This window comes from Novosphingobium sp. 1529 (genome assembly GCF_040544855.1).
GTDB classification, from domain to species: Bacteria; Pseudomonadota; Alphaproteobacteria; order Sphingomonadales; family Sphingomonadaceae; genus Novosphingobium; species Novosphingobium capsulatum.
The window spans coordinates 946,345-962,009 of the sequence record NZ_JBEPKW010000001.1 but is presented as its reverse complement, the minus strand read 5'-3'; the positions used below and the strand labels follow the sequence as shown (position 1 = coordinate 962,009).

At 64.2% G+C, this 15,665-nt stretch carries 12 protein-coding genes; 3 read left to right on the top strand and 9 right to left on the bottom strand.

The annotated features are described in order from the left end of the window. Positions 1 to 34 precede the first annotated feature (34 nt). On the bottom strand, positions 35 to 2,458 hold the full coding sequence (locus ABIC78_RS04310; RefSeq protein WP_171794709.1) for a TonB-dependent receptor: 2,424 nt from the start codon (positions 2,456 to 2,458) through the stop codon (positions 35 to 37). A 497-nt stretch (positions 2,459 to 2,955) separates the two neighbouring features. Between ABIC78_RS04310 and ABIC78_RS04305 the strand changes: the two genes are divergently transcribed. After that, the gene (locus tag ABIC78_RS04305) at positions 2,956 to 5,061 is read left to right on the top strand and encodes a tetratricopeptide repeat-containing sulfotransferase family protein (RefSeq protein ID WP_354488000.1); all 2,106 of its coding nucleotides are present in this window, start codon (positions 2,956 to 2,958) and stop codon (positions 5,059 to 5,061) included. Positions 5,062 to 5,082: 21 nt separating this feature from the next. Here the strand turns inward: ABIC78_RS04305 and ABIC78_RS04300 are convergent, their stop codons facing one another. Beyond that, positions 5,083 to 5,523 (bottom strand): organic hydroperoxide resistance protein, encoded by a 441-nt coding sequence (locus ABIC78_RS04300; protein WP_169041095.1) that lies wholly within the window; start codon positions 5,521 to 5,523, stop codon positions 5,083 to 5,085. Between the two features lie 196 nt (positions 5,524 to 5,719). On the opposite strand from ABIC78_RS04300, the gene ABIC78_RS04295 reads away from it, so the two are divergent. Then, entirely contained in the window at positions 5,720 to 6,187 is a 468-nt protein-coding gene (locus ABIC78_RS04295) for a MarR family winged helix-turn-helix transcriptional regulator (RefSeq protein ID WP_054130885.1), read from the top strand. A gap of 66 nt (positions 6,188 to 6,253) precedes the next feature. On the opposite strand, the gene ABIC78_RS04290 is transcribed toward ABIC78_RS04295, so the two are convergent. Further along, positions 6,254 to 7,678 (bottom strand): aldehyde dehydrogenase family protein, encoded by a 1,425-nt coding sequence (locus ABIC78_RS04290; RefSeq protein ID WP_169041096.1) that lies wholly within the window; start codon positions 7,676 to 7,678, stop codon positions 6,254 to 6,256. Between the two features lie 150 nt (positions 7,679 to 7,828). Further along, a complete protein-coding gene (locus ABIC78_RS04285; protein ID WP_022676155.1) occupies positions 7,829 to 7,978 on the bottom strand; it encodes a lmo0937 family membrane protein in 150 nt (49 codons plus the stop codon). 199 nt (positions 7,979 to 8,177) lie between these two features. Here ABIC78_RS04285 and ABIC78_RS04280 point away from each other — a divergent pair, with 199 nt between their 5' ends. Next, entirely contained in the window at positions 8,178 to 10,469 is a 2,292-nt protein-coding gene (locus ABIC78_RS04280) for a putative bifunctional diguanylate cyclase/phosphodiesterase (RefSeq protein ID WP_051146316.1), read from the top strand. A 287-nt stretch (positions 10,470 to 10,756) separates the two neighbouring features. On the opposite strand, the gene ABIC78_RS04275 is transcribed toward ABIC78_RS04280, so the two are convergent. From ABIC78_RS04275 to ABIC78_RS04255, 5 genes are all read right to left on the bottom strand, one after another. Then, positions 10,757 to 11,275 (bottom strand): CHAP domain-containing protein, encoded by a 519-nt coding sequence (locus tag ABIC78_RS04275; protein WP_022676153.1) that lies wholly within the window; start codon positions 11,273 to 11,275, stop codon positions 10,757 to 10,759. A 205-nt stretch (positions 11,276 to 11,480) separates the two neighbouring features. Beyond that, positions 11,481 to 12,890, bottom strand: a complete 1,410-nt coding sequence (gene glnA / locus ABIC78_RS04270) for a type I glutamate--ammonia ligase (RefSeq protein WP_022676152.1) — start codon at positions 12,888 to 12,890, stop codon at positions 11,481 to 11,483. A 160-nt stretch (positions 12,891 to 13,050) separates the two neighbouring features. After that, positions 13,051 to 13,389: a P-II family nitrogen regulator gene (locus tag ABIC78_RS04265; protein ID WP_022676151.1), complete on the bottom strand. Its 339-nt coding sequence runs from the start codon at positions 13,387 to 13,389 to the stop codon at positions 13,051 to 13,053. A 292-nt stretch (positions 13,390 to 13,681) separates the two neighbouring features. Next, positions 13,682 to 14,512: a type I methionyl aminopeptidase gene (gene map / locus ABIC78_RS04260; protein ID WP_054130601.1), complete on the bottom strand. Its 831-nt coding sequence runs from the start codon at positions 14,510 to 14,512 to the stop codon at positions 13,682 to 13,684. A gap of 282 nt (positions 14,513 to 14,794) precedes the next feature. After that, complete coding sequence (locus ABIC78_RS04255; protein ID WP_354487995.1) at positions 14,795 to 15,655, bottom strand: PdaC/SigV domain-containing protein; 861 nt, start codon at positions 15,653 to 15,655, stop codon at positions 14,795 to 14,797. Positions 15,656 to 15,665: the final 10 nt, after the last annotated feature.

The window sequence follows — 15,665 nt, the reverse complement described above, 5'->3', positions numbered from 1 at the left end:
GGAAAGTGCTCTGGCGGTTGGCGAGAGCGCCGCGTCAATAGCGCATGGAATATTTCAGCCCGAAATACTGAGGCTTGATCGGCATGGTGCGCGAAGAGCCCGAGCAGTATTCGATCGCGCAGAACGTGTTCTTGGACAGCTCGCCACGGCGATCGAACACGTTTTCGATGAAGGCCGTCAGCGTCCAGTTGTCCTTCGATACGCCGGTGGAGAAATCGAAGCTGACGAAGCCCGGCGTGTTGCCCAAGAGGCTGTTCTTGTAGGTGTCGAGGTTGGAGGTCGACAGCGTCTGGGCGTGCATGGTCACTTGCGCGAAATCGTTGAGCGAGCCCAGATCGCCTTCATACCGCGCCGAAAGCTGGCCCTTGAAGCGGGGCTGGCGCGGCAGGCGCGTGCCCTTGGCGGCGGCGATCTCGTCTGGCTTGCCGGTGCAATCGCTGATCGGGGTGAGGGTGGCAGGGTCGAGCACGCAGAAATCCTGCGTCAGCTTGGCATCGTTGTATGACCCGGAACCGCTGATCGTGAACTGCCCGAGCTTGAGATCGAAATCGGATTCGATGCCGAACACTCGCGCCGCACCAGCATTGACCGTGCCGCCGTTGCCGAAATATCCCAACGGGATGACGGTGTATTGCACACCGGTCCACTTTTCATAATAGACCGCCGCGTTCCAGCGCAGCTTGTTGTTCCAGCTGGTCTTGACGCCCACTTCGTAATTGGCCAGCCGATCGGCCTTGTAAGTGCCCATCTCTGGCAACTGGTTGGTGCCGCCAGGGCGGAACCCGGTGGAATAGGTGGCATAGACCATCTTGTCGGACGTGACCTGCCAGGTCACGCTCACCTTATGGGTTTCGCCGGTCTCGTTGTAGGCCGGCTTGTTGTTGTTGACGCAGGAAAACCGCTGGTCGGCCGGGAACGGCACGGTACAGCCAAGTTTAAGCGCCTGGCTGGCGACGCCGCTGAATCCATAGACCGAGTTGTTGGCCTTGAACACGCGGATGCCGCCGGTCACCTTGATCTGCGAGGTGATCGGCACGGTGCCTTCGGCAAACACCGCATAGTCGCGGAATCGCTGGTTGAGATCCTGGTTGTAGAACGCGTCGCGTTTGATCGCCGGGTTCCACTGGCAGCCATCGGCGCATGAGGTGGCGAGGTCGATCTGGCTCAGGCCGGGGATCTGGTAATCGTCGTCCTGGGCCATCTTCTGGAACTGGAAGAAGCCGCCTACGGTCAGGTCGAAACCCCATTCCTTGGGCACCGAAAGGCGCAGTTCCTGCGTCACCTTGGTCTGGGTCAGGCGGCCGATATAGGACTGCGTCGGGTTGATGAAGTTGCCGCTCTTGTCACGGAACTTGAGATAGTTTTCATAGCCCGGACCAAGCTGGTCATAGTGGACCGAGTAATAGGTATAGTCACTGGTATTGTGAATCTTGCGGCGGAAATAGCCCGACGAAGACACCAGGTCGAAATCGCCGATCTTGCCCTGGATCGTCAGCGAGGCCTGGACCCACTTGTCGATATTCTCGGTCGGGCTGTAATCGTGCACCTGCAGATCGCCGACGCGCGGATCATAGTTGAAGAAGCCCTTGGCATCGAGATACTGATAGGTGACGGAAGGATAGAGCTTCCAGTCGCCCGCCTCGATCGTGGCATTGACGCGACCGCCATAGCTATCGACCGGGTTGTAGTTCTTCTGCACCAGCGTGGCGTTGTCCACGGTATAGGTCGTGTTGGGATCATCATCGCCCAACTGATAGGTGTACGTGCCGTGGGTGTTGTCGATGTAGCCGCCCTCGTGATCGTAGAAGCCCATCATGCGCACGGCGATGTGCTCGTTCACCGGGATGTTGACGAAGCCTTCGACCATCGCGCCGGCCGCGCCCTTGCCATAGGCATCGACCTGGACATCGGTGCCGGCCTCGAACTTGCCGATCTTGGCCTTGTTGGTGATGATGCGCAGCGTACCCGCCAGCGAGCCGGCGCCATAGAGCGTCCCTTGCGGGCCCGACAGCGCCTCGACCCGCTCGATATCGTAGATGTGCACTTCGGGCATCCGCCCCGGCTGCGAAATCGGCACGTCATCGAGATAGGTGCCGCTGGTCGACAGTGCGCCACCATCCACGGCAATGCCGCGGAAATAGACTTCGCTCTGCCCTGGCCCGAGCCCGGAAAAGCTGACCGAGGGCAGCATGCTGGCGTAATCGGCAAACGTGCTGACCTGGTGCTGTTCCAGCTTTTCCGCGCCCAGCGCCTGGATCGAGATCGGCACCTTCTGCACGCTTTCGGCCTTGCGCGTGGCGGTGACCACGATTTCGCCAAGGCCGCCGGTGCCATTGTCTGCAGCGGCCGCATCGGGGGCCGGGGCGGGCGCTGGTGCCGACTGGGCCAAGGCCGCAACCGGCAGCGCCATGCTGGAAAGGACGGTCGAGGCGCCGAGAATACCCAGTGCACGCCTCATCTGCGACCGTTGTTCAAACACCATTGTTCATGCCCCCTGATGGCCTGAAGTTCTTTTTCTGCCGTCTTCCTGCGAACGCTTGTTTTTATGATTGTCGTTTGGTGATGATCTTGGCGGCGGTGTTGTAATTATGCCGCTTTTTGTGCAGTCGCCGTGCCGATTTGCGCACCGGTGCGATCAAACCCTTGTGGCGCCCGATTGCCGTGGCGCGCCATGCCGCTAACAGCGCGAGTGATCTGCGGCATTGCAGCGCAGCGATTGCAAGCTGTTGATTCTACACAATAGTGCCGCGATGCGGCGCGGTCTCAATCACTATCTTGTTGCGGATAGTGCCAGCAAAACGCCGGCTGTCAACAAAATTCAGCGATCTGGCATCGCAGATTGTGCAGGCGATTGAGCCGGCCTGGGGGAGGAGCTGTTCGCAGTTGCGTAATCGCGCGGGCATGTCATGTTTCCGGTCATGGTGATCGGGGCAAAACCGCAAGGCAGGATCTGTGATGGCAAATGACGTGGCCGGCCGGCATGGCGTGGGAACCGCACCTGCTGATGCGGGTGGTTCGGCCAGCGGAACGGTTGATGCAGCGCTGGGCCATGCGGCCCGCCTGATGGCGCGCCAGCCGGCGCTGGCCCTGGCCCAGGCGCGCGAGATCCTGCGCGCGGTGCCGGGCCACCCTCACGCCCTCCTGCTCGAAGGCCAGGCCCTGCGCGTGCTGGGCCACCTGGCCGAGGCGCGCAGCGTGCTTGCTGCGCTGGTGGCGAGCCAGCCGCGCGCGGCAGCTGCGGCGGCCGAACTGGGGCTGACGCTTGCTGCCTTGGGCGAAGACGCCGCAGCGATGGCGCAATTGCGCCGGGCCGTGGCGCTCAAGCCTGATCTGGCCCATGTCTGGCAGGCGCTCGCCACGCTGCTGCGCGCCAGCGGTGACGAAGCCGACGCCGGCCAGGCCGAAGTTGCCGGTATCGAGGCTGCGGCCAAGGACCCCGTGCTGCTGCGGGCCGCCCTGGCCATGGGAGAAGGGCGGCTGGACGAGGCGGAAACCCATGTCCGCGCGCGTCTGGCGATGATCCCCACCGATCCGGCGGCGCTGCGCCTGCTGGGCGAGGTGCTGTGGCGGCAGGGAGAGATCGAGGCGGCGCTGCCGCTGCTGCGTGCCGCCGTGGCGCGCGCGCCGGCGTTCGTGGCGGCACGCGAATTGCTGGTGCGCATCCTGGCGATGGGGCCCGATGTGGCCGAGGCGCTGGACCATGCCAGCCGCCTGGTGGCCGATGACCCCGAGCATGGCGGCCATGCCATGCTCAAGGCCTCTTTGCTGGTGCGCATCGGTGACCAGGAGGGCGCGCGCGATCTTTACCGGGCGATCCTGGCGCGCGATCCGGGGCGACCACGGGTGTGGCTCAATCTCGGCCACGTGGAAAAGACCATCGGCAACCAGGCCGCCGCGATCGAGGCCTATCGCCGCGCCGCTGCGCTCGATCCGGCAACGGGAGAGGCGTGGTGGAGCCTGGCCAACCTCAAGACCGTGCGACTGGAACAGGCCGATATCGCCGCGATGCGCGCGGCCCTGCCTCACGATGCTGTGGGGGATGAGCGTGCCGAAGATGTGGCGCAGATGCACTTTGCCCTGGGCAAGGCCTTTGAAGACCTGAGCCGCGACGATCCCGCCGCTGCCGAAAGCGCCTTTGCCCATTATGCGCGCGGCAATGCCCTGCGCCGCAGCGTGCTGGATTATGATCCAGCGCGCACCGCCGCCGCGGTCGATCGCCATGCCGCCCTGTTCACGCCCGCCTTTTTGGCAGAGCGGGCCGGCTGGGGCTGCCCGGCCGCCGATCCCATCTTCGTGGTGGGCTTGCCGCGCAGCGGATCGACGCTGGTGGAGCAGATCCTGGCCAGCCATTCGCAGATCGAGGGCACGATGGAACTGCCCGACATGATGCTGATTGCCGACCGCCTGCAATCACGGGTGGATGCCAATGACGGCGAAGGGGGCGAGTTTGCCGACATGGCAGCGCTGCTCGCCGCGCTTGGACCGGACGATTGCCGCCGGATGGGCGAGGAATATATCGAGCGCACGCGCATCCACCGCAAGACCGATCGTCCCTACTTCGTCGACAAGATGCCCAACAATTGGCAGCATGTGGGGCTGATCCGCCTGATCCTGCCCAATGCGACGGTGATCGATGCGCGGCGCCATCCGCTGGGCTGCTGCTTTTCCGGGTGGAAGCAGTATTTCGCCCGCGGCCAGGTGTTCAGCTATGACCTGAGCGAGATCGGCCACTATTACGCCGCCTATGTGCGGCAGATGGCTGCGTTCGATCGCGCGATACCCGGCGCGGTGCACCGTGTGATTTATGAAGCAATGGTGGCCGATACGCCGGGCCAGGTGCGGGCCTTGCTGGGTGCGGTGGGGGTGCCGTTCGAAGAAGGTTGCCTGGCGTTCTGGCAAAATCGCCGCGCGGTGCGCACCGCCAGTTCGGAGCAGGTACGCCAGCCGATCTATACCGATGCGGTGGAGCACTGGAAGCGGTTCGAGCCCTGGCTCGATCCGCTGCGCGCGGCGCTTGGCCCGGTGCTCGACAGCTATCCCGACGTGCCGGCGGGATGGTGACCCCGCCGGCCGCCGTGCACATCAGGCGACGCTGAGCGTCACATCGATGTTGCCGCGCGTGGCGTGGCTGTAGGGGCAGATTTCATCGGCCTTGGCCACCAGCGCTTCGGCTGCGGCGCGGTCTACACCGGGCAGGTGCACGGTCAGGGCCACGGTCAGGCCAAAGCCGCCATCGCTGCGCGGGCCGATGCCGACGGCCGAATCCACCGCGATGTCAGCCGGAACGCGGGGCAGGGCCTTGTCCTGGCTGGCGGCGAACTTCATCGCGCCGATAAAGCAGGCGGCATAGCCGGCGGCGAACAGCTGTTCGGGGTTGTTGCCGGCGCCATTGCCACCCAGTTCCTTGGGAGTGGCCAGCGTAACGTCGAGGCCATTGTTCACGCCGTCTTCGGCAATCGTGGCGCGGCCATCGCGGCCACCAGTGGCCTTGGCATGGGCGGTGTAAAGCGGCTTGATCGACATGACAGAGTTCCTTTCGCGGTTTAATATCGAAAACGATTAAATCGTGTGCGATTTAAATAGGTGAGTCGCGCGGAAAGGTCAAGCACTTGCGATTTGATCGCACGCGATTTATCTTGTCGATATGGAACAGACCCCGTCAGACCCGCTCGATACCGCGCTTTCCGGCCCCCAGGCGGCTGCCGAGCTGGCGGCACAGATGGCGGCCGGCGGAGCACCCTTGGCCACCGGCACGGCTGACAAACCCTTTGCCAACATGCTGTGCTTTTCGGTCTATGCGGCGCAACTGGCGTTCAACCGGCTCTACAAGCAGCTGCTGGCGCCCCACGGCCTGACCTATCTGCAATATCTGGTGCTGGTGGCCCTGGCCCAGGCGGAAGACCGCACCGTGGGCGAACTGGGCGAAGTCCTGTTCCTGGAATCCAACACGCTCACGCCGCTGCTCAAGCGGATGGAGGCTGCCGGGCTGGTGGTGCGCCGGCGTGACGCGGAGGATGAGCGCGTGGTTCGCGTGGCGCTCGCTCCGGCCGGCGCAGAGGTGGTGGCCCAGGTGGAATGCGTGCCGCTCGATGTGCTGTCCGCGCTCGACATGCCCTTGGGCGATTTGCAGCAGATGAAGGCGGCGATCGACCGGCTGGGCAGCGAACTGCGCAAGTCCACCACCTGAAATCGCCGGCCGGTGTTGGCATGGCCAGAGCCGCACGATCACGCGTGGCTCTGGCCGGAATGCAGATTACGCAGGCAAGCCGCTGATCGCCTTCATTTCCATGAAGTCCTTCAGGCCATAGAGCCCGCCTTCACGGCCATTGCCCGATTGCTTGTATCCGCCGAACGGGGCGCCGGGGGTGGGGCCCCAGTTGTTGATCGCCACCATGCCGGCGCGCAGGGCGGGAACCACGTCTGCCGCCTTGGCCGGATCGCCGGTGATGCAGGCCGAAAGGCCATAGCTGGTGTCGTTGGCGATCTCGATCGCCTCGTCCAGGCTGTCATAGGGGATGATCGTGGCCACCGGGCCAAAGATCTCTTCCTTGGCAATGCGCATGTCCGGCGTGACATTGGAAAACAGCGTGGGCGCAATGTAATAGCCACGGTTGACCTCGGCCGGCAGGTCAGGGCCGCCGCATTCCAGCGTGGCGCCTTCGTCGATCGCCGACTGGATCAGGTCGCGGATCTTGTCGTGCTGCGCCTTGTTGACCACCGGGCCGAGGTGGCTGCCTTCCTCCAGTGGGTTGCCGACCTTGGCGGCGGAATACATTGCCTTGACGAACGCGGCGGCCTCGGCCTGGCGTTCACGCGGGACAAGGATGCGCGTGGGGGAGATGCAGCTTTGCCCCGAATTGACCAGCGGGCCAGAGGCGGTCGCCGGCAGCTGGCTGGCAAAATCGGCATCGGGCAGCACGAGGTTGGGCGACTTGCCACCCAGTTCCTGGTGCACGCGCTTGACCGTGTCGGCCGCCGCCTTGGCCACCATGATGCCGGCGCGGGTTGAGCCGGTGAAGCTGACCATGTCGATATCGGGATGGCTGCTGATCGCCGTGCCCACACCGGGGCCATCGCCCTGAACCAGGTTGAACACGCCTGCCGGCACGCCGGCGGCGTCCATGATTTCAGCGAGAATGGCGGCGCAGGTGGGGCATTCTTCCGAAGGCTTGAGCACCATGGTGTTGCCGGCGGCCAGAGCTGGCGCCACTTTGAGCGCGATCTGGTTAAGCGGCCAGTTCCATGGGGTGATCAGGCCGACCACGCCGATCGGCTCGTGGGCCACCTTGAAGGCGCCATTGTCTTCCACGAACTGGAAGTTCTTGAGGGCCGCGATGGTCCCCATGAAGCCACCGATTCCGGCGCCAACCTGGGCCGTGCTGGCAAAGCTCAACGGCGCGCCCATTTCCTCGGCCATGGCGTGGGCCAGATCGGGGATGCGCTTCTTGTATTCCGCAACGACGCGGTCGAGCAGCGCAAGGCGCTCTTCGCGAGTCGTCCGGCTGAAGGTCTTGAAGGCGCGGCGCGCGGCAGCCACGGCGGTGTCGACATCTGCAGCAGTGCCGAGCGTGATCGCGGCGCAGGGTTCTTCCGTCGCCGGGTTGATCACCTCGTGGCGGCGGCCGCCCTGGCTGTTGACCCATTGGCCATCGATATAATGCTGAAGGCGTTCGCGCATCGCGCTTCTCCAATCAATAAGTTAGGTAAGCTAACTTTTAGGGAGCGCAGGCGGCGATGGCAAGCGGAGGTATTGTGCAGAATGGATAGGGTTTCGCGCCGTGCACGACCAAACGGTTGTGCACGGCGTGAAACCCGAAACGCGCGTCCGTTAGACGGTTCGGCGGCCGGTAAACAGCTGCACCAGACCGATGATCAGGGCGAGCACCAGCAGAATGTGGATGACGCCGGCGGTCACCTTGAAGGCGAAGACGCCCAGCGCCCAAAGCACGAGCAGAACGAGAGCGATGGTCAAAAGCATGGCGGGGCTCCTGGAACGGGTGGCGCCCCGCCTGTGGCGGTGGCGCGGATTGGCATCCTTGTGTGGCTGGTAAACGGTGCACCAAAGGGCTGGTTCCCGAATTTGAAAATCGCCGGGAATAGGCGATTCACCGTAGGTCTGGGGCGGGCGCTAACCATTTATTGGTAATATTCCTCCACGCTTCCCAAGTGGTTGGTGCGTGACGCGCCAGATCCACGGGCCGGGGGACACGAGGTTGAGCGAGGAACAGCGCACGGGCTGGATTGTCGGTGCCACGTTCGCGGCACTGCTGGCCCTGTCGGGCGCGCTAATGGCAGCGCTCAATCATTCCATCCATGTGGCCGATGCCTTTACCCGCAAGGATGAGCGCGAGATGGTCGCGCGCTATCTCGATACGCGGGTGCGTACGGTAATCATCGGCCAGACCGGGCAACTGGTGTGGGATGATTCGGTCCAGCATGCCGTGCGGCACACTGATCTGCCATGGATGGACCGCGAACTGGGCGTGTTCCCGTGGACCAACCAGGGCGCCGAAGAGACCATGCTGGTCGAACCCAACGGCACGCTGGTGCGCGGCTGGCGGCATGGCCAGGTGATGCCCGACTATCCCTATGCCAAGGCGCGCTGGCAGGTGGAATCGGTTTTGTCCCAGGCGCGCAGCAACCGCCGCGTCTATGGCCAGGTGGCGCAGTTTCGCCGCGTGGGCGGGGCGCTGTGGCCGTTCGATGCGCGCGGCGCGCCGCTTTCACGGTGGGGGTCGTCGCTGGTTTGGCATGACGGCCGGCTGATGCTGTTGACCGCCGCGGCCATCGTACCCGATCGGAACTATGCCTTGCTCACGACCGAGCCGCGCTATCTCGTTTCGCTGCGCCTGGTCGATGATCGCGTGCTGCACGCGCTGGCGGCCGATCTGCTGCTGCCCGATTTTCACTTCGTGCGCACGCTGCCGCCGCTGAGCACGGTCAATTCCCTGCCGCGCTTCAGCGCCGATGGCACGCGGGTGGGCTTCTTCGTGTGGACCCCGCAATTGCCTGGGCCAGCCATCTGGCGTGGCACGGCGCCGCTGCTCGCCACCTGGATTTTCCTGTTCCTGGCGGTGTTGGCCGGTGGCGTGATGATCGTGCGGCGTATGCGCGCCACCACGCAGCATCTGCAGTTGAGCGAAGCCCAGGCGCAATACAACGCACTGCATGATCCCATGTCTGGCCTGGCCAATCGCCTGCACTTTGCCGAACGCCTGCGCGAGGAACTGGCCGATGCCAACCGCCAGCGTCAGGCGGGCGGCCAGGGCGACGTGTTCGTGGGCTATATCGATCTCGATGCGTTCAAGACCGTGAACGACACGATGGGGCACCATGTGGGCGACGAACTGGTCACCCAGGTGGCGCAGCGCCTGCGCGACGGATTGCTGCAGACTGATCTCATCGCACGGTTTGGCGGCGACGAGTTCGTGGTTCTGCGGCGCACCACGGGCGGGCTGGGTGCGGCCAATGCGCTGGGGCGGCAGATCGTGGGCCTGATGGCCGATCCGTTCATCATCGCCGGGCACAGCCTGGGCGTGACATGCTCATGCGGGATCAGCTGGGGGCCGGGGCAAACCGACGATGCCGCCGAACTGCTGCGCCGTGCCGACATTGCGCTCTATCGGGCCAAGCAGGGCGGCCGCGCGCGCTATCGCTGCTATACCAACGGCATGGACGCCACCGAGCGGCTGGCGCGCGAACTGGAGCTGGAACTGCGCCGCGCCATCGCCAACGACGAACTGGAGGCGCACTTCCAGCCGATCGTCGATCTCGCCACGTGGCAGATCGAAGGGTTCGAGGCGCTGTTGCGCTGGCCGCACCCCGAGCGCGGCGATATCGGGCCGGGCGTGTTCGTGCCGATTGCCGAACAATCCGGGCTGATGGTGCCGCTGGGCACCTGGATGCTGCGCCGTGTGTTCATGCAGTGCCGGCACTGGCCTGCCGCCGATATCTCGATCAATCTTTCGCCGATCCAGATCATGGCCCAGGGCTTTATCGAAACGATCGCGGCGTTGGTGCAGGAAACCGGCATCTCGCCGCAGCGAGTGATCCTGGAAGTGACCGAGGGCGTAATGCTCGATCGCAGCGACCATGTGGCGCAAACGCTCACGACGCTTCAGGACATGGGCTTCCGCATCGCGCTCGATGATTTCGGCATCGGCTATTCCTCGCTGAGCTACCTGCGCTCGTTCCAGTTCGACCGCATCAAGATCGATCGCTCGTTCGTGCAGAACATCGAAAGCGACCTCGATGCGCAATCGATCCTGGGGGCAATCGTCGCGCTGGGGCAGACCCTGCGCATGAAAGTGGTGGCCGAAGGGGTGGAAACCGAGCTGCAACGCCGCCTGGTCCACGCCGCCGGGTGCGAGTTCGTGCAAGGGCATCTGTTCTGGCCCGCGCTGCCGGCCGATCAGGCCTGCGCTCTTTTGGCCCGCAACGCCGCCCAGCACATGCAGCAGGCGATCTGACACCCCGGATCCTTCCTCACACCGTGGGGGAGGTGGCGGACCGCAGGTCCGTCGGAGGGGGAGTGCAGACCATGCGCTTTTCTGTGCCAAGGGCCAGTGGCTGGCGCAGAATAGCGGGACCCCGGATCAAGTCCGGGGTGACGGTAAGTGTCTAGCGCCTATGTGAATTTCGTCACCCTGGGCCTGATCCGGGGTTCCGCTGCTTGATCGTTCCACACCCAACACCCCGGCCAACAAAAAACCGCCCGAAACGGGCGGCTTTGTTGCTTCGGCGTAGCGCGGAGCGTTCAGCCCTGCGCCTTGTCCACCATGGCCAGTTCGATCGCGGCGGTCTGGGTAACCGGGGCGGCGCTGGCGGGGGCGCCGTGGGGGTAGATGAAGCCGAAGGCGGGCGAGGGGCGCATGCCGAGCGATTGGGTCGGGCCGTACCATACGCGCACTTCCGACCAGTCACCAGCGGCCGACACGTCAACCGCCATCACGCCGCGTTCGACCATGCCAGGGCGCGACCAGTTGGCATGGTTGATCATCACGTGGCGGGCATCGACCACCTTGCTGACCACGGCGACGTGGCCATAGGGCATGGAGTGTGAAGCGCGGAATGCGAGGACGGCACCGGCCTTGGGCTCTTGCCCGCGGGCATAAGTGCCAGCCGCATTGCCCCACCAATCGCGCGCATTGCCCGAAAGCTGAACGTCGGAAACCTGGCGGGCATAGGTCACGCACTGGAGCCGGGCATGGGCCACGTTCGGCAGTGCAGCAAGCGAAGCGAAGGCGGCCAGGGCGGTGAGTGCGGTGCGAAGCATGGCCTGCACCTTAGGGTTTGCGGCGGATTCTGGAACCGGGGGTTCCCACGCTTCACCGCTCGCGCCGGGCCGTTTATCCTGCATTCATCCTGGCTGTGGATAACTTTTGCAATGCAGCATGGCGGACACGAAAAACGCCCGGACCGCTTGGGTCCGGGCGTCTGTCTTTCGTGCCTGCCGCATCGCTGCGGCAAGGCCAACTCGCTTACGAGCTGTAGTACATGTCGAATTCGACGGCCGAAGGCGTGGTTTCCCAACGGAACACTTCGGGCCACTTGAGTTCGATGTAGCTTTCGATCTGGTCCTTGGTGAACACGCCGCCATCGAGCAGGAAGTCGTGGTCAGCGGCCAGCGAGTCCAGCGCTTCGCGCAGCGAACCGCACACGGTCGGCACGGCGGCGAGTTCGGCCGGCGGCAGATCGTAGAGGTTCTTGTCCATGGCTTCGCCCGGGTGGATCTTGTTCTTGATCCCGTCGAGGCCAGCCATCAGCAGCGCGGCATAGGCGAGGTAGGGGTTGGCCATCGCGTCGGGGAAACGGAATTCCACGCGCTTGGCCTTGGCGCCGGCGCCATAGGGGATGCGGCACGAGGCTGAACGGTTGCGGGCCGAATAGGCCAGCAGCACCGGCGCTTCATAACCCGGCACCAGGCGCTTGTAGCTGTTGGTGGTGGGGTTGGTGAACGCGTTCAGCGCCTTGGCGTGCTTGATCACGCCACCGATGAAGTACAGGCACATGTCCGACAGGCCGGCATAGCCATTGCCAGCGAACAGGGGCTTGCCCGAATCCCAGATCGAGATGTGGGTGTGCATGCCCGAGCCGTTGTCCTTCATGATCGGCTTGGGCATGAACGTGGCCGTCTTGCCATAGGCCTGCGCGACCTGCTGCACGACGTACTTGTAGATCTGCATGCGGTCGGCCGTCTGCACCAGGGTGCCGAAGGTCAGGCCCAGTTCGTGCTGCGCGGCGGCCACTTCGTGGTGGTGCTTGTCGCAGGGCAGGCCCATTTCGAGCATGGTCGAAACCATTTCGCCGCGGATGTCGACGCAGCTGTCGACCGGGGCAACGGGGAAGTAGCCACCCTTGGCACGCGGACGGTGCGCCAGGTTGCCGGCTTCGTAGTCCTTGTTCGAGTTGGTCGGCAGCTCGATGTCGTCGATCTTGAAGCCGTTGCCGTCATAGCCGTCATAGAACTTGACGTCGTCGAACAGGAAGAATTCCGCTTCCGGGCCGACATAGACGGTGTCACCGATGCCGGTCGACTTGAGGAAGGCTTCGGCGCGCTTGGCGGTCGAACGCGGATCGCGCGAATAGAGTTCGCCGGTCGACGGTTCGACGATGTCGCAGTTGATGATCAGCATCGGCGTGGCCGAGAACGGATCGACATAGACCGAGTCGAGGTCGGGCTTGAGGATCATGTCCGACTCGTTGATGGCCTTCCAGCCTTCGATCGACGAGCCGTCGAACATCAGGCCGTCTTCCAGTTCGTCTTCGCCCAGGACCGACGACACCATGGTGAGGTGCTGCCACTTGCCCTTGGGGTCGGTGAAGCGGAGATCAACCCACTCGATTTCCTCTTCCTTGATACGGGCGAGGATGTCCTTTGCACTTGCCATCGCTGGTCCTTCTGTTTGCCCGCTGGATAAAGACGCGGGCTTCAGGGGTGGTTGGAAAAGGAGGCCGCCCGTCCCAAGGCCACCCCCGCTTCACCCGCCGCACCGCCGGTCTGCCCTCCACCCAGGGTGGAGACCAGGCGCACGCTGCGGCGAAATTCGTTCAGATCGCGTCGTTGTCGCGTTCGCCGGTGCGGATGCGCAGGGCGCTTTCGATGGGGATCACGAAGATCTTGCCATCGCCGATGCGGCCGGTCTGTGCAGCAGCCGCCACGGCTTCCACCACGCGCTCCACCAGGGCGTCGGCCACGACGACCTCGAGCTTCACCTTGGGCAGGAAATCGACGACGTATTCCGCGCCGCGATAGAGCTCGGTATGGCCCTTCTGGCGGCCGAAACCCTTGGCTTCGGTCACGGTGATGCCCGAAACGCCGATTTCGTGCAGCGCTTCCTTCACTTCGTCGAGCTTGAAGGGTTTGATGATCGCTTCGATCTTCTTCACCGGTTCCTGACCCCTGCACCTGATGCCGCGCTGCACCACGCAAGTGTGGGCAGGCGCATGTTCCTCGTGTCCGCAGACCCGATCCTAACAAGAATCGTGCCACTGTTAAGCACAGTGCCCTAGGCCATTGCCGCCCGGTGCGAAAGCGGGAAATTCAGGGGGAAAGAAAGAATGCAACCCAACCCTGTGCAAAATCATGCGGGTTGTTGCGCAGATGCGACGGAAAAATGCTTAAATAAAAGGCAGGGGTTGCCTGTTTTTTGGGCAGCCCCTGCCTGTGCAGCGCAGCGGATCAGGCGGCGTAGGGCGGCTTGTGCAGGCCTTTGGGGCTGGTGGTGAAAATCTCGCAGCCGTCTTCGGTGATGCCGATCGAATGTTCGAACTGAGCAGACAGCGAACGGTCGCGCGTCACGGCCGTCCAGCCATCGTCGAGGATTTTCACGGCGGGCTTGCCCAGATTGATCATCGGTTCGATCGTGAAGAACATGCCGGGCTTGAGCACCGGGCCAGTGCCGGCGCGCGCGGCGTGCACCACTTCGGGCGCATCGTGGAACAGGCGGCCCAGGCCGTGCCCGCAGAAATCGCGAACCACGCCATAGCGCTGCTTTTCGGCATGGGCCTGGATCGCCGCGCCGATATCGCCCAGCCGCGCGCCGGGCTTGGCCTGCTCGATGCCGATCATTAGACACTCATAGGTCACGTCGACCAGGCGGCGCGCCTTCAACGGCACGTCACCAACCAGATACATCCGGCTGGTATCGCCGTGCCAGCCATCGAGCAGCGGCGTCACGTCGATATTGACGATGTCGCCGTCCTTGAAGGTCTTGTCCGACGGAATGCCGTGGCACACCACATGGTTTATCGAGATGCAGCACGAATGCGCATAGCCGCGATAGCCCAGCGTCGCCGGCACCGCGCCGGCGTCGAGCGTCATCTGCCGCACGACATCGTCGATGGCGGCAGTGGTCACGCCGGGCTGCACCAGCGGCGCCACGGCATCAAGGATTTCGGCCGCCAGGCGCCCGGCCTTGCGCATGCCCTCGAACCCGGCGGGGCCATGGAGCTTGATCGTTCCGTCGCGCAGGACGGTTTCGGTGTCGTCTACGGTCACATATTCGGTCATCGCCACGATATAGCGGGGCGCGCGCGAAATTGCGAGGTTGGATCGTGCGGCGCAGGCTGCCCAGCTGGCAGGATATCTTCACACGAAGGCACGAAGATGGCATTTCGCTACGTGGCTTTGTGCGCGAAGATCGCATGAGGCTGGCAAAGCAGATAGCTGGACCCCGGATCAAGTCCGGGGTGACGAAGAAAAAATCACCATAAAGACTATCGTCACCCCGGACTTGATCCGGGGTCCAGCTTCTTTGTCGGCGCAACAAACCCCGTAGTCGCGAGCCGCACTTTACTGCACAGCAAAAGCCCCGCGCCATTCCGGCTTCACGGCCGCCAGCACCGCCGGCGTGACCGGCAGCGTCACTTCATACGATCCCTCGGCATAAGGCCCGGCTTCATAGGGCGCGATCAGGAAGCCGATGCGGTCGAACGCCTTCTTGCCGCGCGAGCCCAGGATCACCGTCTGCGCCAAGGGATCGACGCAGGCGTCAAAGCCACTGTCGCCGCCCAGGCTGGCATGGCCGCCGCGCTTCTTGGCGCGTTGCGCGTCCAGTGCCTTGCAGAAATCGGCGTGGATCGCGCCGGTGAGCGCGGCGCGGGCGGTGAACAGGTCTAGCGCATTGCGGGCCTGGCCGGCGCGCTTGTCCCACAGGATCGCGGCATAGCCATAGTTGGGATGGGCGCCGCCGCTGTCGTTGCCGACCAGGCTCGACAGGCTGAGCCAATCGGGCAAGTCGGCGACAACCTGCCATTCCTGCCAATGGCCAAAGGCATGGAACGGATACTTGTCGCGCGCCGCTTCCTTCTGCCCCTGCTCGGCATCGTGCTTGAGCGTGGCGCGCTGGGCGGCCTCGTCTGCCGCCAGGCGGGCGCGCAGGGCGGGCTGGGCATCGGCCGCAGCAGGCCAGGAATAGCTGAATTCATAGGCATCGGTGCTTTCCTTCACCGCATGCCCGGCGGTGGAAGATTGCGTCGCCTGGGCGCTGGCGTGGCTGGTGGTGGCGCTGGCCGTGGTCGTGGTCGTGTCAGGCGGCGCGGCCTGGCTGGCCGGGGCGGGCGTTGCCGGCTGGCGGTTGCAGGCGGCAAGCATGGCCAGGGTCATCAGGGCAGGCAGCAGGGCAGAGTGGCGGGGGGCTGGCATAAGGGGCATCGCGGGGCAT